At 63.5% G+C, this 16,863-nt stretch carries 18 protein-coding genes; all 18 read left to right on the forward strand.

Features of this window, described 5'->3' with window-relative positions:
- Positions 1-110 precede the first annotated feature (110 nt).
- Genes O6W96_RS01900 through O6W96_RS01985 form a run of 18 tightly spaced genes read left to right on the forward strand, consistent with a single transcriptional unit; the run spans position 111 to position 16,834 of the window.
- Positions 111-485, forward strand: coding sequence for an NADH-quinone oxidoreductase subunit A (locus tag O6W96_RS01900; protein WP_056048518.1), 375 nt, complete (start codon positions 111-113; stop codon positions 483-485).
- On the forward strand, positions 476-1,024 hold the full coding sequence (locus O6W96_RS01905) for a NuoB/complex I 20 kDa subunit family protein (protein ID WP_056058310.1): 549 nt from the start codon (positions 476-478) through the stop codon (positions 1,022-1,024). Before O6W96_RS01900 ends, O6W96_RS01905 begins: the two co-directional genes overlap by 10 nt.
- Complete coding sequence (locus tag O6W96_RS01910; protein ID WP_353467991.1) at positions 1,021-1,881, forward strand: NADH-quinone oxidoreductase subunit C; 861 nt, start codon at positions 1,021-1,023, stop codon at positions 1,879-1,881. The genes O6W96_RS01905 and O6W96_RS01910 overlap by 4 nt, the downstream gene beginning before the upstream one ends.
- Positions 1,882-1,901: 20 nt before the next feature.
- On the forward strand, positions 1,902-3,113 hold the full coding sequence (locus O6W96_RS01915; RefSeq protein ID WP_435372180.1) for an NADH-quinone oxidoreductase subunit D: 1,212 nt from the start codon (positions 1,902-1,904) through the stop codon (positions 3,111-3,113).
- The gene (locus O6W96_RS01920) at positions 3,110-3,352 is read left to right on the forward strand and encodes a hypothetical protein (protein WP_056482261.1); all 243 of its coding nucleotides are present in this window, start codon (positions 3,110-3,112) and stop codon (positions 3,350-3,352) included. Before O6W96_RS01915 ends, O6W96_RS01920 begins: the two co-directional genes overlap by 4 nt.
- Positions 3,352-4,020, forward strand: a complete 669-nt coding sequence (locus O6W96_RS01925) for a complex I 24 kDa subunit family protein (protein ID WP_353467993.1) — start codon at positions 3,352-3,354, stop codon at positions 4,018-4,020. The genes O6W96_RS01920 and O6W96_RS01925 overlap by 1 nt, the downstream gene beginning before the upstream one ends.
- Positions 4,020-5,321 carry an NADH-quinone oxidoreductase subunit NuoF gene (gene nuoF / locus O6W96_RS01930; protein ID WP_353467994.1) on the forward strand — a complete coding sequence of 434 codons (1,302 nt, stop codon included), beginning with the start codon at positions 4,020-4,022 and terminating at the stop codon, positions 5,319-5,321. Before O6W96_RS01925 ends, nuoF begins: the two co-directional genes overlap by 1 nt.
- Entirely contained in the window at positions 5,321-7,315 is a 1,995-nt protein-coding gene (nuoG, locus tag O6W96_RS01935; RefSeq protein WP_353467995.1) for an NADH-quinone oxidoreductase subunit NuoG, read from the forward strand. Before nuoF ends, nuoG begins: the two co-directional genes overlap by 1 nt.
- Complete coding sequence (gene nuoH, locus O6W96_RS01940) at positions 7,312-8,358, forward strand: NADH-quinone oxidoreductase subunit NuoH (protein ID WP_353467996.1); 1,047 nt, start codon at positions 7,312-7,314, stop codon at positions 8,356-8,358. Before nuoG ends, nuoH begins: the two co-directional genes overlap by 4 nt.
- A gap of 17 nt (positions 8,359-8,375) precedes the next feature.
- Entirely contained in the window at positions 8,376-8,780 is a 405-nt protein-coding gene (locus tag O6W96_RS01945; RefSeq protein WP_353467997.1) for a hypothetical protein, read from the forward strand.
- The gene (nuoI, locus tag O6W96_RS01950; protein ID WP_055877898.1) at positions 8,777-9,262 is read left to right on the forward strand and encodes an NADH-quinone oxidoreductase subunit NuoI; all 486 of its coding nucleotides are present in this window, start codon (positions 8,777-8,779) and stop codon (positions 9,260-9,262) included. The genes O6W96_RS01945 and nuoI overlap by 4 nt, the downstream gene beginning before the upstream one ends.
- 43 nt (positions 9,263-9,305) lie before the next feature.
- On the forward strand, positions 9,306-9,917 hold the full coding sequence (locus O6W96_RS01955) for an NADH-quinone oxidoreductase subunit J (protein ID WP_056048540.1): 612 nt from the start codon (positions 9,306-9,308) through the stop codon (positions 9,915-9,917).
- Entirely contained in the window at positions 9,914-10,222 is a 309-nt protein-coding gene (gene nuoK / locus O6W96_RS01960) for an NADH-quinone oxidoreductase subunit NuoK (protein WP_082441002.1), read from the forward strand. Before O6W96_RS01955 ends, nuoK begins: the two co-directional genes overlap by 4 nt.
- Before the next feature lie 5 nt (positions 10,223-10,227).
- Positions 10,228-12,333: an NADH-quinone oxidoreductase subunit L gene (gene nuoL, locus O6W96_RS01965; RefSeq protein WP_353467998.1), complete on the forward strand. Its 2,106-nt coding sequence runs from the start codon at positions 10,228-10,230 to the stop codon at positions 12,331-12,333.
- Positions 12,333-13,868, forward strand: a complete 1,536-nt coding sequence (locus O6W96_RS01970) for an NADH-quinone oxidoreductase subunit M (protein WP_353467999.1) — start codon at positions 12,333-12,335, stop codon at positions 13,866-13,868. The genes nuoL and O6W96_RS01970 overlap by 1 nt, the downstream gene beginning before the upstream one ends.
- On the forward strand, positions 13,868-15,313 hold the full coding sequence (gene nuoN, locus O6W96_RS01975; protein WP_353468000.1) for an NADH-quinone oxidoreductase subunit NuoN: 1,446 nt from the start codon (positions 13,868-13,870) through the stop codon (positions 15,311-15,313). The genes O6W96_RS01970 and nuoN overlap by 1 nt, the downstream gene beginning before the upstream one ends.
- A gap of 2 nt (positions 15,314-15,315) precedes the next feature.
- A complete protein-coding gene (locus O6W96_RS01980; protein WP_353468499.1) occupies positions 15,316-16,047 on the forward strand; it encodes a biotin--[acetyl-CoA-carboxylase] ligase in 732 nt (243 codons plus the stop codon).
- Between the two features lie 10 nt (positions 16,048-16,057).
- Positions 16,058-16,834, forward strand: coding sequence for a type III pantothenate kinase (locus tag O6W96_RS01985; protein ID WP_353468001.1), 777 nt, complete (start codon positions 16,058-16,060; stop codon positions 16,832-16,834).
- Positions 16,835-16,863: the final 29 nt, after the last annotated feature.

The raw sequence follows: 16,863 nt of genomic DNA on the forward strand, positions 1-16,863 counted from the left end.
GCCACCCACGCCCCTCCACTTGCGAGTGATTCTCACACCCCCCGAGCCTTGCCCCGAACCCCCCATCGGCCTAAAGCGGCCCCGTTCCGTTCGCACTTGCGAGAAGCAATTTGGTCGACCTGTCGCACTATCTTCCGATCCTCCTGTTCCTCGGGATCGCCATCGCATTGTCGAGCACGTTCGTGTTCCTGCCGATGGCTGTCTCGCGCCTCACGGGATCGCATAAGCCTACGCCCGAGAAGCTCAGCGAATACGAGTGCGGCTTCCCCGCATTCGAGGATCCGCGGAGCCAGTTCGACGTACGCTTCTACCTGATCGCCATCCTCTTCATCATCTTCGATCTCGAGGCCGCGTTCCTGTATCCCTGGGCCGTCTCGGTCTTCACGCTCGGCTGGACCGCGTGGATTTCGATGATGATCTTTATCGGCGAATTGGCCCTTGGCCTCGTCTACGCATGGAAGAAGGGAGCACTCGATTGGGAGTAGAGCTTCAGCCCGCACCCGGTTCGCCCAGTTCGCTGGTGCCACCCGATCAGGGCTTTTTCGACGGTTTGAACGGTGAGCTGACGGATAAGGGTTTCCTTGTCACGTCGACTGAGGAGCTGTTCCAGTGGGCGCGTACCGGCTCGCTGTGGTGGATGACGTTCGGGCTCGCGTGCTGCGCAGTCGAGATGATCCACGTCAACATGCCGCGCTACGATCTGGAGCGCTTCGGTGCCGCACCGCGCGCGTCGCCGCGTCAGTCGGACGTGATGATCGTTGCTGGTACGCTGTGCAACAAGATGGCCCCTGCGTTGCGCAAGGTCTACGATCAGATGTCCGAGCCTAAGTACGTGATCTCGATGGGATCGTGCGCGAACGGCGGCGGCTATTATCATTACAGCTACAGCGTCGTGCGTGGCTGCGATCGGATCGTGCCCGTGGACATCTACGTCCCCGGGTGCCCGCCGACGGCTGAGGCGCTGCTCTACGGCATCATGCAGTTGCAGCGGAAGATCCGGCGGTCCGGGAGCATCGAGCGTTGAGGGCTCCCGCACCAGCTTACGCGTCGAACGACGGCGTGATCGACAGCGCCCGCGCGGCGCTCGGCGGCATGCTGCTCGACGCGGTCGACCATGTCGGCGAAGTCGCGCTGCACGTTCGGCGCGAAGACCTGTATGGCGCGATGATCGCGTTGCGCGATACGCCGGGGCTTGCCTATCAGCAGCTCATGGAGATCGCCGGCGTCGACTATCCGGATCGGCCTGAGCGGTTCGAGGTCGTCTATTGCATGCTGTCGCTGACGCGGAATCACCGCCTGCGCGTGCATGTCGCGACCGACGAGGAAAAGCCGGTGCCATCGGTGACGGACATCTGGCCGGTCGCCGGCTGGCTCGAGCGCGAAGTGTACGACATGTACGGCGTGCTGTTCAGCGGCAATCCGGACCTGCGCCGCATCCTGACCGACTATGGTTTCCGCGGTCATCCGCAGCGCAAGGACTTCCCGCTGACCGGGTATGTCGAGTTGCGCTATTCGGAAGAGTCTAAGCGCGTCGTGTACGAGCCCGTTCAGCTGGCGCAGGATTTCCGCACGTTCGATTTCATGAGCCCGTGGGAGGGTGCGAACTACGTGCTCCCCGGTGACGAGAAGGGCGCATTGCCCGAGGCCAAGGGTGCGCCGACGCCGCTCAAGGCCGATACGATCGTCAAGGCGGATGCTGCGCAGTCGCCGACCCAGGCGCCTGCCGCGCCGAGCGAGCCCTACGGTAAGAAGGACGTCAAGCATTCCGGTCAGAGTGGTGCTGGCGAGCCTGATCCGGGCAACCAGAAGCAGGACAAGCCCGTGGAGTCGGATGTGATTCCGAGCAAGGGTGTCAACGGAACCGGGGGACAGAACCAGTGAGTCTGTATGTCGAAGAGCTTCTGGGTGAAGCCGACGCAGCCGATCCCACGACCGGCGACGTCACGATTCAGAACTACACGATCAACTTCGGTCCGCAGCATCCGGCTGCGCACGGCGTGCTCCGTCTTGTTATGGAGCTCGACGGCGAGATCGTCGAGCGCGTCGACCCGCATGTCGGTCTGCTTCACCGCGGCACCGAGAAGCTGATCGAGTACAAGACCTACACGCAGGCGCTGCCGTATTTCGATCGTCTCGATTATTGCTCGCCGCTGTGCATGGAGCATAGCTGGGTGCTGGCGGTCGAGAAGCTGCTCGACCTCGAAGTGCCGGAGCGTGCGCAGTATCTGCGCGTGTTTTTCGCCGAGCTGACGCGTATCTCGAACCACATGTTGAACCTCGGTAGCCACGTCATGGACGTCGGCGCGATGACGCCGAACCTCTGGCTGTTCGAGATTCGCGAAGACTGCATGAACTTCTTCGAGCGTGTTTCCGGCGCGCGCATGCATTCGAACTATTTCCGTCCCGGTGGCGTGCACCAGGACGCGCCGTTGAAGCTGCTCGCCGACATCGGCGACTGGCTCGACACGCGCCTGCCGCGACTGTTCGAGGATGCGATCTCGCTCGTCGCGGACAACCGCATCTTCAAGCAGCGCAACGTCGACATCGCCGTGGTCAGCCGCGACGACGCGATCAAGTGGGGCTTTTCGGGCCCGATGATCCGCGGCTCGGGGATCGCCTGGGATCTGCGCAAGTCGCAGCCTTACGACGCGTATGCCAAGATGGACTTCGAGGTGCCGGTCGGCACGCGTGGCGATTGCTATGACCGGTTCATGGTACGCGTCGAGGAAGTGCGTCAGTCCGCGCGGATCATGAAGCAGTGCCTGCGCGAAATGCCCGACGGGCCGATCGCGTCGCTCGACCGCAAGGTCGTGCCGCCGAAGCGGGCTGAGATGAAGCAGTCGATGGAAGCGCTGATCCATCACTTCAAGCTTTACACCGAGGGCTTCCACGTGCCCGCCGGCGACGTCTATGTCGCGACCGAAAGCCCTAAGGGCGAGTTCGGCGTGTATCTGGTCGCCGATGGCTCGAACAAGCCGTACCGCTGCAAGATCCGCCCGACCGCGTTCTCGCATCTGCAAGCCATGGACTTCATGGCGAAGGGCCACATGCTGGCGGATACGACCGCGATCCTCGGCGCGATGGATATCGTGTTCGGCGAGTGCGACCGATGACCCCTGCACAGAACGGCGCAGTGACCAACGAACTGATCTATTCGGTTCTGCAGAAGATGCAGGGCGACATGTCCGAGATGAAATTCGACGTCCGCGATCTCAAGACGCGGATGACGATGGTCGAGGAGCATCTCGGCAGTTCGATCATCGCGATTTCCGGCGTCAATTCGCGGCTCGATCGAATGTCCGACCGGGTCGAGCGGATCGAGCGTCGCCTAGAACTTACGGATCACGGCTGATGGCTGAAGCACCCAAAATTCCCGACGAGGCCGAGACCCGCGCTCGCTGGGGTTCGTTCGCTTGGACGGACGAGAACCAGGTGAAGGCGAACGAGATCCTCGGGCGCTATCCCAAGGGCCGCGAGCAGTCGGCGTCGATCCCGTTGCTCGATCTGGCGCAGCGCCAGGTCGGCGCGGAAACGCAGACGCAGGGCTGGTTGCCGGTGCCGGTGATCGAGTTCGTCGCGCGTCAGATCAGCGTGCCGTACATGCGCGTGTATGAGGTCGTAACCTTCTACACGATGTTCAACTTGGCGCCGGTCGGCCGCTTCCACGTCCAAGTGTGCGGTACGACGCCGTGCATGCTGCGCGGGTCGGACGACGTTCTGGCCGCGTGCAAGAACCGTGGCCTGGTCAAGGGCGGCACGACGCCGGACGGCATGTTCACGCTGACCGAGGTCGAGTGCCTGGGCACGTGCGCGAACGCGCCGATGGTGCAGATCAACGACGATAACTTCGAAGATCTCGATTACGACAAGACGACCGAGATCCTCGAGGCGCTGGCCAATGGCGGGCAGCCGACGCCGGGGCCGCAATTCGGTCGCCGCGCAAGCTGCCCCGAAGGCGGCCCGACCTCGCTGAAGGCGATGGTCGACGCGAACCACGATTACCGGGGGGAGTGGGCCTGATGCTCGCCGACAAGGACCGCATCTTCACCAACGTCTACGGCTTCCAGCCGTGGAACATCGACGCGGCGATCATGCGCGGCGATTGGGACAATACCAAGGACCTGATGGCGCTCGGCCAGGACGCGATCATCGACGTTATGAAGGCGTCTGGGCTGCGCGGCCGTGGCGGTGCGGGCTTCCCGACCGGCACTAAATGGTCGTTCATGCCGAAGGAGCCGAAGCCTGATCGGCCGAACTTCCTCGTCATCAACGCCGATGAGTCCGAGCCGGGCAGCTGCAAGGATCGCGAGATCATCCGCCACGATCCGCACAAGCTGATCGAAGGCGCGCTGATCGCCGGGTTCGCAATGCGCGCGCGCGCCGCGTACATCTACATCCGCGGCGAGTATATCCGCGAGGCCGAGACGCTTTTCGCGGCCGTCGCCGAGGCATATAACCGCGGCTTTATCGGCAAGAACGCGTGCGGGTCGGGTTACGATTTCGACGTGTTCGTGCATCGTGGCGCGGGCGCGTACATCTGCGGCGAAGAGACCGCGATGTTGGAGAGCCTCGAGGGGAAGAAGGGCCAGCCGCGGCTGAAGCCTCCATTCCCGGCGGGTGCCGGTCTTTATGGCTGCCCGACGACGGTGAACAACGTCGAATCGATCGCAGTAGCGCCGACCATCCTGCGACGTGGCGCTGCGTGGTTTTCCAGCTTCGGCGCAGAGAACAACCGCGGCACCAAGCTGTTCCAGATCAGCGGCCATGTGAACAAGCCGTGCGTGGTCGAGGAGGAGATGAGCATCTCGTTCCGCGACCTGATCGAGACGCATTGCGGTGGCATCCGTGGCGGCTGGGACAATCTGCTCGCCGTGATTCCGGGTGGCTCTTCGGTGCCGCTTGTGCCCGCCGCGCAGATCATGGACTGCGCGATGGACTTCGACGGCCTGAAGGCGGTCGGTTCGGGCCTCGGCACTGCGGCGATCATCGTCATGGACAAGTCGACCGACATCGTCCGCGCGATCAGCCGCATCTCGTATTTCTACAAGCACGAGAGCTGCGGCCAGTGCACGCCGTGCCGCGAGGGCACCGGTTGGATGTGGCGCGTGATGGAGCGGATGCGGACCGGCGACGCCGAGCTGTCCGAGATCGACATGCTCCAGCAGGTCACCAAGCAGGTCGAGGGTCACTCGATCTGCGCGCTCGGTGACGCAGCCGCATGGCCAATCCAGGGCCTGATCAAGCATTTCCGCCCCGAGATGGAACGCCGTATCCGCGAACGTGGTGGCGACACCGCGCCGATGATGGAAGCCGCAGAGTAATGCCCTTAGTCAAAGTCGATGGCGTAGAGATCGAGGTGCCGCAGGGCGCCACCGTGCTGCAGGCGTGCGAGCTTGCCGGCAAGGAGATCCCGCGTTTCTGTTATCATGAGCGGCTGAGCATCGCCGGCAATTGCCGGATGTGCCTGGTTGAGGTGAAGCCTGGTCCGCCCAAGCCGCAGGCGTCGTGCGCGCTGCCGGCGGCGGACAAGCAGGAGATCTTCACCAACTCGCCGATGGTCAAGAATGCCCGCGAGGGCATCATGGAATTCCTGCTGATCAACCATCCGCTCGACTGCCCGATCTGCGATCAGGGCGGCGAGTGCGATTTGCAGGACCAGTCGGTCGCCTATGGCCGTGGTCATTCGCGCTATGACGAGAACAAGCGCGCGGTCACCGAGAAGTATATGGGTCCGATCGTCAAGACGGTCATGACCCGCTGCATCCAGTGCACGCGCTGCATCCGGTTCGCCGAGGAAGTGTCCGGCGTCGAGGAGATCGGTGCGATCTTCCGCGGCGAGGACATGCAGATCACCTCGTATCTCGAGAATGCGGTCAAGAGCGAGCTCTCCGGCAACGTCGTCGATCTGTGCCCGGTCGGTGCGCTGACGTCGAAGCCGTATGCGTTCGAGGCGCGCCCTTGGGAATTGCGCAAGACACTGACGATCGACGTGATGGACGCGGTCGGCACCAACATCCGGCTCGACAGCCGTGGTCGCCAGGTGCTGCGCTGCGTGCCGCGGATCAACGAGGACGTGAACGAGGAGTGGGCGACCGACAAGACGCGCCACGCGATCGACGGCCTCGTGCGTCGTCGTCTTGATAAGCCCTATGTCCGGGTAAACGGTAAGCTCCAGCCCGCAACGTGGGACGAGGCATTCGCAGCGATCAAGGCGGTCAACGCCGGGTCGAGCGTTGCGGCCGTCGCTGGCGATCTGGTCGATTGCGAGACGATGTACGCCGCCAAGGCGCTGCTTGCGAAGATGGGTTCGAGCCTGCTCGAAGGCCGTCAGACCGGCATGGATTATGACGCGACGAGCATTGCCGCGGTCAATTTCAACACGACGATCGCCGGCACCGAGCGTGCCGACGCGATCCTGCTCGTGGGCACCAACCTGCGCTGGGAAGCCCCGCTGGTGAACACGCGGGTGCGCAAGGCGATCAAGAAGGGCGCGAAGGTCTTTGCGATCGGGCCGGAGACGGACCTGACGTACAAGGTCGAGTGGCTCGGCGACGATCTGGCGTTGCTCGGCAATCTGCCCTCCGCGGTGACTGAAGCTTTCGCTAAAGCAGAACGTTCGATGGTGATCGTCGGTGGCGGCGCGTTGAAGGGTGGCCATGCGGCTGCGCTGAAGCTCGTCGATACGCTGGGTCTCGTGAAGGCGGACTGGAACGGCTTCAACGTCGTCCACATGGCAGCCTCGCGGATGGGCGGGCTGATGCTCGGCTATGCGCAGAAGGGCGGTATCGCCGACGTGATGGGGGCGAAGCTCGGCTTCTTCCTCGGCGCCGACGAGGTCGATTACTCGCAGTTTGCCGGCTTCAAGGTGTTCGTCGGCCATCACGGCGACAAGGGTGCGGCGGCTGCCGACGTCATCCTGCCGGGCGTTACCTATGCCGAGAAGTCGGGGACGTGGGTCAATCTCGAGGGCCGCGTCCAGCGCGGCGAGCGGGCGGTGTTCGCACCGGGCGATGCGCGTGACGACTGGTCGATCTTCCGCGCGCTGTCCGACACGCTCGGCCACACGCTGCCGTTCGACAGTTTCGAGGGGCTGCGCGAGGAAATGTACGCGGACGTGCCTGCGTTGCGTCATCAGGCGCTCGCGACGTTCGAGTGGAACCCTCCTTCGCTTCAGGGTGAAGGGCAGGGCGTTCTCGCCGGCTATCCGATCAAGGATTTCTACCTGACCAACGCGATCTGCCGTGCGTCGCCGACGATGCAGCGCTGCTCGGCCGAACTTCTCCACGGAGAAGATTACGCGGAGGCAGCCGAATGATCTCCTGGTTCGAATCCTCGCTCGGTTACGACTGGGCGTTCTTCCTCGCGACGATCATCGATATCCTCGTGATCGCACTGCCGCTAATGCTGGCGGTGGCGATGATCATCTATGCCGACCGCAAGATTTGGGCGGCGATGGCGTTGCGGCGTGGTCCGAACGTCGTCGGGCCGTTCGGCTTGCTGCAGAGCTTTGCCGACGGCCTGAAGGTGTTCCTGCAGGAGACGATCGTCCCCGCAGCCGCCAACCGGACGCTGTTCCTGCTGGCCCCGATCATCACCTTCACGGTCGCGCTGATCGTCTGGGCGGTGGTACCGTTCGGGGTCGGCATCGTGCTCGCGGACATCAACGTCGGGCTGCTCTACGTGCTCGCGGCCTCGTCGCTCGGCGTGTACGGGATCATCCTGTCGGGGTGGGCGTCGAACTCGAAATACCCGTTCTACTCGGCGCTTCGAGCGGCCGCGCAGATGGTGTCGTACGAAGTAGCGATCGGCTTCATCCTGATTTCCGTCGTGCTGTGGACCGGCAGCTTCAACCTGTCGGCGATCGTGATGGCGCAAAAGTCGCACGTCTGGTTCTTCAACGGGTACATCCTGAACCCGCTGATGTTCCCGATGGCGGTGATGTTCTTCATCTCGTCGCTGGCGGAGACTCAGCGCGCGCCGTTCGATCTGACCGAGGCGGAGAGCGAGCTCGTTGCCGGGTACCAGACCGAATATTCGTCGATGTCGTTCGCGCTGTTCTGGCTCGGCGAGTACGCCAACGTGCTGCTGATGTGTGCGCTCAACGCGACGCTGTTCTGGGGCGGGTGGCTGCCACCGGTCGACTGGGCGCCGCTATATTACGTGCCGGGGATCATCTGGCTGTTCGCCAAGATCCTGTTCTTCTTCTTCCTGTTCAGCTGGGTGAAGGCGACCGTGCCGCGCTATCGCTACGATCAGCTGATGCGGCTTGGCTGGAAGGTCTTCCTCCCCGTCTCGCTGTTCTGGGTTTTTCTCGTGTCGGGCGTGTTGATGTTGATGCGGGTTGGCTTACCGGCATGATGGCTACATTGCTTTTGTTGGCCGAGGTTGCCGCGAGCTCGCAGGTCATGGATCCCAGTGATGCACGGCGTCAGCTTGAGTTTTCTCGGATGTGTAATGCATCTGGGCAAACAGTGTTTCTCGATTTGGCAGGTGGTGAAAATCTACCAAACATCGTACTCAAGCGCGCTGGCGAGAAGCCACTGTTCGACAGTGGAAAAATCGTGAAGGCCAACCTCGTACGGTCCGGTGATAGGCACCTGACCGTTGACGTGGCTGGCAAGGCTGAGGGTAAGCCTGCAGTCATGGCGCTGACGATTCTGCCGATCGAGAACAAAAAGCCTATGAAAGTAGGCTTCACACTGAAACGCGATGGCGCTGCTCCGCTGGCGTTCGATTGCATGCCAGTTTCTCCGCCGCCCCCCGCAGGATATAACAAATGAGCGTCGCGCAGATCATCAAGTCGTTTACCCTGTGGGAATTCGTGAAGGCGCACGCGTTGACGCTTCGCTATTTCTTCAAGGAAAAGGCGACGATCAACTATCCGTACGAGCGTAATCCGGTGTCGCCCCGGTTCCGTGGCGAGCATGCGCTGCGTCGTTATCCCAACGGCGAAGAGCGCTGCATCGCGTGCAAGCTGTGCGAGGCCGTGTGCCCTGCACAGGCGATCACGATCGAAGCCGAGCCGCGTGACGACGGTTCGCGCCGCACCACGCGTTACGACATCGACATGACCAAGTGCATTTACTGCGGCCTGTGCGCGGAGGCGTGCCCGGTCGATGCGATCGTCGAGGGGCCGAACTACGAGTTCGCCACCGAAACGCGCGAAGAGCTGATCTACGACAAGTCGAAGCTGCTCGATAACGGCGACCGTTGGGAAAGCGCGATCGCGGCGAACCTTGCCGCCGATGCGCCGTACCGTTAATGGCGCGCTCATTCTTCTCGTGGGCGTCTAAGGGGCCGCAATCGTGATTCAGGCCTTAGCCTTCTACCTCTTCGCCTTCGTCGTCGTCCTGTCGGGCGCGCTGACGATCGCGTCGCGCAACCCGGTCCACTCGGTAATGTGGCTGATCCTCGCGTTCTTCAACGCAGCCGGTCTCATGATCCTGGTCGGTGCCGAGTTCATCGCGATGCTGCTCGTCATCGTCTATGTGGGGGCGGTCGCGGTGCTGTTCCTGTTCGTGGTCATGATGCTCGACATCGACTTCACCGAGTTGCGCGCAGGCGTCGCCCGGTATTTCGGGATCGGTCTCGCGCTTGCCGTCGCACTCGCCGCCGAGGTGATGATCGCGATCGGCGCATGGAGCACCGGCCCGATCCAGCTTGCGCGGCGTGCCGCACCGATCGACGATACCGTGCCCAACATCCAGGCGATCGGTAACCTGCTCTACACGCGCTATCTGTTCGTGTTCGAGGGTGCCGGGCTGGTGCTGCTGGTCGCGATGATCGGGGCGATCGTGCTGACCCACCGCCAGCGTGGCGGCGTCAAGGCGCAGAATATCAGCCGCCAGAACGCGCGCCGTCCGCAGGACGCCACGCGCAACACGAGCCCGGTCGTCGGGCAGGGAGTCGAACTGTGACGATCGGTCTCGTCCATTATCTGGTCGTCGCGGCGATCCTGTTCACGATGGGGGTGCTCGGCATCTTCCTGAACCGCAAGAACCTCATCGTCATCCTGATGGCGATCGAGCTGATCCTGTTGGCGGTGAACATCAATCTGGTCGCGTTCTCGGCGTTCCTCCACGATCTCGTTGGACAGGTGTTCGCGATGTTCGTGCTGACGGTCGCCGCGGGTGAAGCCGCGATCGGCCTCGCCATTCTCGTGATCTATTTCCGCGGTCGCGGCACCATCGCGGTCGACGACGTCAACCGGATGAAGGGGTAATACGGTTGATCCAGCTTATCGTCTTCCTGCCGTTACTGGCCGCGATCGTTGCCGGGTTCGGCAATCGCGCGATCGGCAACGTGCCGGCGAAAATCGTCACCACGGCTGCGCTGTTCGCGTCATGCCTGTTATCCTGGCCGATCTTCATCGGCTTCCTGTCGGGCACCAGCACGGCCACCGTTGCGCCGCTGCTCGACTTCATCCACTCCGGCGACATGAACGTCGCGTGGTCGCTGCGCGTCGATGCGCTGACTGCGGTGATGCTCGTCGTCGTCACGTCGGTCTCGGCGCTCGTCCATCTGTATAGCTGGGGCTATATGGACGAGGATCCCGACCAGCCGCGCTTCTTCGCGTACCTGTCGCTGTTCACCTTCGCGATGCTGATGCTCGTGACGGCGAACAATCTCGTCCAGATGTTCTTCGGCTGGGAAGGCGTGGGTCTCGCATCCTACCTCCTGATCGGCTTCTGGTTCCGCAAGCCGTCGGCAAGTGCAGCCGCGATCAAGGCGTTCGTCGTCAACCGCGTCGGCGATCTCGGCTTCATGCTCGGTATCTTCGGCACGTTCCTAGTGTTCGGCACGGTCTCGATCCCCGAGATTCTCGCCGCGGCCCCCGGCATGGCGGGCTCGACGCTAGGCTTCCTCGGCTACCGCTTCGACACGATGACGGTGCTCTGCCTGCTGCTGTTCGTCGGCGCGATGGGCAAGTCGGCGCAGCTCGGCTTGCACACCTGGTTGCCGGACGCGATGGAAGGTCCGACCCCGGTGTCGGCGCTGATCCACGCAGCGACGATGGTCACCGCTGGCGTGTTCATGGTCTGCCGCCTGTCGCCGATGTTCGAGATGAGCCCGGTCGCGCTGACCGTGGTCACCTCGGTCGGTGCCGCGACCTGTCTGTTCGCGGCGACCTGCGGTCTCGTGCAGACCGACATCAAGCGCGTGATCGCGTATTCGACCTGTTCGCAGCTCGGCTACATGTTCTTCGCGGCCGGTGTCGGCGCGTACGGCGCGGCGATGTTCCACCTCTTCACGCACGCGTTCTTCAAGGCGCTGCTGTTCCTCGGCGCCGGTTCGGTCATCCATGCGATGCACCACGAGCAGGACATGCGCTATTATGGCGGCCTGCGTAAGAAGATCCCGGTGACGTTCTGGGCGATGATGGCGGGTACGCTCGCGATCACCGGCGTTGGTATCCCCGGCATCTTCGGCAACACCGCGATCGGTTTCGCAGGCTTCCATTCGAAGGATGCGATCATCGAGGCGAGTTGGGCTGCGGGTCAGCCGGGCGTATGGTTCGTCGGCGTGCTCGTCGCGTTGCTGACCAGCTTCTATTCGTGGCGCGTGATGTTTCTGACCTTCTGGGGCAAGCCGCGCTGGGCCGCATCTGAGCACATTCAGCATGCGCTCCACGACGCACACGGTCACGATGACCACGCGCATGACGCGCATCACGCGGATGACCATCACGCGAACCCGGCTCAGGCCGAGGACGCAGGTCATGCGCCGCACGGTCATCACGACGCAGTGCATGCGCCAGCCGAAGGCGATGGTGGCTATCACCCGCATGAGAGCCCGTTGCCGATGCTGATCCCGCTGATCGTCCTGTCGATCGGTGCGGTTCTCGCCGGCTTCGTGTTCCACGGCTTCTTCATCGAGCCGACCGCAGGCGAAGAGTTCTGGAAGGGCGCACTCGCGTTCCGCGAACATCTGATGCACGAGATGCACGGCGTGCCGTTGCTGATCAAACTGTCGGCAACGATCGCGATGCTGCTCGGCCTGCTGACCGCCTGGTATGCCTATATCAAGGCGCCCACGTTCCCGGCCAAGGTCGTCGAACAGTTCGGCGTGCTCTACGACTTCCTGCTGCATAAGTGGTATTTCGACGAGCTGTACGACCTGATCTTCGTCCGTCCGGCGTTCGCGATCGGCCGCTTCCTGTGGCACCGCGGTGACGAGAAGACGATCAACCGGTTCGGGCCAGACGGTTCGGCCTGGGTCGTCCAGATCGGCAGCCGCGTCGCCAACCGCTTCCAGACGGGATACCTCTACACCTATGCCTTCGTCATGCTGATCGGGCTGACCGCAGCCGTAACCTGGGCGATCGGACTGTAATGACCGGCTTTCCTATCCTCTCCGTCCTGATCGCGGTCCCGATGATCGCGGCTGTCGCGTGCCTGTTCGTCTCGGCGAACACGGCTCGGATGCTGGCGCTGGCGGCGACGCTCGTCGACTTCGTTCTCGGCATCATGCTGTGGATCAACTACGATATCGGCGGCGCGCAGTGGCAGTTCGTCGAGCATGCCCCTGGCATCTTCGGCCCGTTCGGCTGGTCGCTCGGCATCGACGGCTTCGCGCTGATGCTGATCATGCTCAGCGTGTTCCTGATGCCGATCTGCATTGGCGCCAGCTGGCGCTCGATCACGACGCGCGTGCCGGAATACATGGCGGCGTTCCTGTTCACCGAAGTGCTGATGATCGGCACGTTCGCGGCGCAGGATCTGTTCCTGTTCTACGTGTTCTTCGAAGCCGGCCTGATCCCGATGTACCTGATCATCGGCATCTGGGGCGGCGCGAACCGGATCTACGCGTCGTACAAGTTCTTCCTGTACACGCTGCTCGGCTCTGTCCTGATGTTCATCGCGATGCTCTACATGGCGAAGACCGGGGGCACGACCAGCATCCCGGCGCTGATGAACTACGACTTCCCGGTGCATGTGCAGATCTGGCTGTGGCTGGCATTCTTCGCGTCGTTCGCGGTCAAGATGCCGATGTGGCCGGTCCACACCTGGTTGCCCGACGCGCACGTCCAGGCGCCGACCGCAGGCTCGGTGATCCTGGCGGGCGTGCTGCTGAAGCTCGGCGGTTACGGCTTCCTGCGGTTCCTGCTGCCCATGTTCCCCGAAGCTTCGGGCCAGTTGACCTGGCTGATCTTCGGTCTGTCGGCGGTCGCGGTGATCTATACGTCGCTCGTCGCGCTCGTGCAGTCGGACATGAAGAAGCTGATCGCCTATTCGTCGGTCGCGCACATGGCGATCGTCACGATCGGCCTGTTCGCGTTCAACCGGCAGGGCATCGAAGGCGCGATGATCATGATGCTGAGCCACGGCCTGGTATCGGGCGCGTTGTTCCTGTGCGTCGGCGTGATCTACGACCAGCTCCATACCCGCGAGATCTCGCGCTATGGCGGCCTCGCGATCAACATGCCCAAATACGCGATCTTCTTCCTGTTCTTTACGATGGCATCGATCGGCCTGCCGGGCACCAGCGGCTTCGTCGCCGAGTTCCTGTCGCTGATGGGCACGTATCAGGTCTCGACCTGGACCGCGCTGCTCTGCACGACGAGCATCATCCTCGGCGCCGCATACATGCTGTTCCTGTACCGCCGCGTCGTGTTCGGCGAGATCAAGTCGGACGACGTCCGTGCGATGGTCGACCTGTCGGGCCGCGAGATGTGGCTGCTCGCACCGATCGCAGCCGTCGTGCTGTGGATGGGCGTGTATCCCGAGAGCTTCCTGGCACCGATGCGCAAGGACGTGAGCGTGCTTCTCGCTCGTGTCGATCGCGCCAAGCCAGCCAGCGATTCAAACCCAACCGCGGGGAAGCCCGCCGCAACCGTCCATAGTGCCGCGCACGGGGAGGCACACTGATGGATTACGCCGCTAACATCGCAATGACGCTGCCCGAACTGGTGCTAGCGTTGGGTGCGATCGCCCTGATGCTCGTCGCGGCCTGGGGCGGGGACAAGTCCACGCGAGCCGTGTCGATCGCGGCCGTGTTCGTGCTGGTCGGGGCAGGGATCGCGTTGGTCGGTCCGGCTTCGTCGGGCGGCTATGCGTTCGACGGCCTGTACCGCGCAGACGCGTTCGGCGCGTTCGCCAAGGTTCTGATCTACATCGCTTCGGCGGTCGCGATCGTCATGGCGCCGAGCTTCTTCGCACGCACGCACGGCGACGATCTGCGTCCGGAATATCCGGTGCTGATCCTGCTGTCGGCATGCGGCATGGGGATCATGGTCTCGGCCACCGACATGCTGACGCTGTATGTCGGTCTAGAACTCCAGAGCCTTGCGGCCTACGTCCTCGCCAGCTTCATGCGGCGTGACGGGCGTTCGGCGGAAGCGGGTCTCAAGTATTTCGTGCTCGGCGCGCTCGCCAGCGGCATCCTGCTGTACGGCATCTCGCTGGTCTACGGGTTCAGTGGCACGACGTTGTTCTCGGGCATCTCGGAAGCCTATGCGGGCACCAAGTCGCTCGGCCTGCTGTTCGGTCTGGTGTTCGTGTTCGCCGGCCTTGCGTTCAAGATCAGCGCTGTGCCGTTCCACATGTGGACGCCCGACGTGTACGAGGGCGCACCGACCCCGGTCACCGCGTTCTTCGCGTCCGCCCCCAAGGTCGCGGCGCTTGCGCTCAGCGTCCGCGTGGCGGTCGATGCGATGGGCCCGGCGACCGACCAGTGGCGCCAGATCGTGATCTTCGCGGCACTCGCCTCGATCATCCTCGGTGCGGTTGCGGCGATCGGCCAGACCAACATCAAGCGCCTGCTCGCCTACTCGTCGATCAATAACGTCGGCTTCGCGCTGATCGGTCTTGCGGCCGGAACGCCGGAAGGCGTGTCGGGCGTGCTGATGTATCTGACCATCTACGTCGCGATGACGCTGGGATCGTTCCTGATCGTGTTGCAGATGCGCGGCGACGACGGGCAGCCGGTCGAGACGATCGACAGCCTCGCCGGAATGTCGCGAACGCGGCCTGCGCTGGCAGCGGCGCTCGCGATCTTCATGTTCAGCCTCGCCGGCATCCCGCCGCTGTTCGGCTTCTACGCGAAGTTCGCGGTGTTCAGCGCGGCGGTCGACGCCGGGCTGTTCCCACTCGCGGTGGTCGGCATCGCCGCTTCGGTGATCGGCGCGTATTATTACCTGCGCGTCGTCAAGACGATGTACTTCGATGATCCGGCCCCCGCGTTCGCGCCGATGGAGAGCAAGGTCGAGGGTGGCCTGATCGCCATCGCCGCGGTGTTCGTGTCGCCAGCCGGCTACCTCCTCATCCCCGTGCTCGGCGCGTGGACGATGACGGCCGCACGGGCGTTGTTCTGAGCATCATCCGCACCGTCGCGAAAACAGGATCGACCAACGCCGACCTGCTGGAGCTTGCACGCGGTGGTGCCGAGGACGGTCTCTGGTTGCGCGCGATCCGGCAAACGGCGGGGCGGGGGCGGCTCGGGCGCGAATGGTCGTCGCCCGAGGGTAACCTCTACGCGAGCACGCTTGTCCGGTTGCGGCCGAACGATCCGCCGGCCGCCAGCCTCGCGCTGGTCGCCGCGGTCGCCTTGCAGGAGACCGTGTCGACGTTCCTCGTCGCTGGGATCTGCCAGGGCACGACCGATGCGAGCGAGACGCTGGTCCTGAAATGGCCCAACGACCTGCTGCTCGCGGATGCCAAGCTGTCGGGCATCCTGCTCGAACGCGCGGACAATGCGGTGATCGTCGGCTACGGCGTCAACATCGCGCATCATCCCGATCTGCCCGACCGTGCGACGACCGATCTCGCCGCGCACGGCGTGGTGGTCGAGCCGGCGATGTTTCTCGACATCCTCGCCGATAGTTTCGCACGTTGGATCGGTCGCTGGCGGACCGAGGGTATCGCACCGGTTCGCGAGCGTTGGGTCGATTGCGCCCATCCCGCCGGCACCGCTCTGACCGCTCGGCTTCCCGATGGCAGCGGCATCGACGGCCTGTTCGTCGGGCTCGACACCGACGGTGCGCTGATCCTCCGCTTGGCGTCTGGCGAACGGCGTGTCATTCACGCTGCCGACGTCTTCCTGCTTTGAGGCCCCGCTGATGCTGCTCGCGATCGATGCCGGCAATACCAATGTCGTGTTCGCGCTCGTCGAGAACGGGGAGATCGTCGCGCGCTGGCGGATCGCGACCGATCCGCGGCGGACGGCGGACGAGTATGCGGTGTGGCTGAGCCAGTTGATGCAGCTTGGCGGGCATGATCGTAACGCGGTCGAGGGCGTCATCGTCGCCACCGTCGTGCCGCGCGCGCTGCACAATCTCCAGGTGCTCGCGTCGAAATACTTCAATACCGACGCGCTGATCGCCGGCCATGCACCGGTCGAATGGGGCATCGCGATCGACGTCGACGAGCCTGCCTCGCTCGGCGCCGACCGTGCGGTCAACACGATCGCCGCGCATGCGCTGCATCCGGGCGACCTGATCGTGATCGATTTCGGCACCGCGACCACGTTCGACGTCGTCGACTATAGCGGCGCGTACAAGGGCGGGATCATTGCGCCGGGAATCAACCTGTCGCTCGACGCGCTGGTAACCGCCGCGGCGAAACTGCCGCGGATCGCGATCGAGGCACCGACGGATACCAGCGTCATCGGGCGCAACACCGTCTCGCAGATGCACATCGGCATCTATTGGGGCTATGTCGCGATGATCGAGGGGCTGGTCGCGCGGATGAAGCGCGAGATCGGCCGTCCCGTGAAGGTCGTCGCTACCGGCGGGCTTGCCACATTATTCGAGAAACAGACCGACGTGTTCGACGTCATCGAAGCCGACCTGACGATCCAGGGGCTGGCGATGATGTGGGATCGTCACCATATCTAGGGCCATTGGGCTCGCGCCGACCGGCCTGC

Origin of the sequence: Sphingomonas faeni, from assembly GCF_040407495.1 — a bacterium.
GTDB lineage: Bacteria > Pseudomonadota > Alphaproteobacteria > Sphingomonadales > Sphingomonadaceae > Sphingomonas > Sphingomonas faeni_D.

Excerpts from the sequence above, each read along its gene's own strand:
- O6W96_RS01920 (WP_056482261.1), top strand. The coding sequence starts at position 3,110 with ATGACCCCTGCACAGAACGGCGCAGTGACCAACGAACTGATCTATTCG.
- O6W96_RS01925 (WP_353467993.1), top strand. The coding sequence starts at position 3,352 with ATGGCTGAAGCACCCAAAATTCCCGACGAGGCCGAGACCCGCGCTCGC.
- nuoF (WP_353467994.1), top strand. The coding sequence starts at position 4,020 with ATGCTCGCCGACAAGGACCGCATCTTCACCAACGTCTACGGCTTCCAG.
- nuoG (WP_353467995.1), top strand. The coding sequence starts at position 5,321 with ATGCCCTTAGTCAAAGTCGATGGCGTAGAGATCGAGGTGCCGCAGGGC.
- nuoH (WP_353467996.1), top strand. The coding sequence starts at position 7,312 with ATGATCTCCTGGTTCGAATCCTCGCTCGGTTACGACTGGGCGTTCTTC.
- nuoI (WP_055877898.1), top strand. The coding sequence starts at position 8,777 with ATGAGCGTCGCGCAGATCATCAAGTCGTTTACCCTGTGGGAATTCGTG.
- O6W96_RS01970 (WP_353467999.1), top strand. The coding sequence starts at position 12,333 with ATGACCGGCTTTCCTATCCTCTCCGTCCTGATCGCGGTCCCGATGATC.
- nuoN (WP_353468000.1), top strand. The coding sequence starts at position 13,868 with ATGGATTACGCCGCTAACATCGCAATGACGCTGCCCGAACTGGTGCTA.
- O6W96_RS01985 (WP_353468001.1), top strand. The coding sequence starts at position 16,058 with ATGCTGCTCGCGATCGATGCCGGCAATACCAATGTCGTGTTCGCGCTC.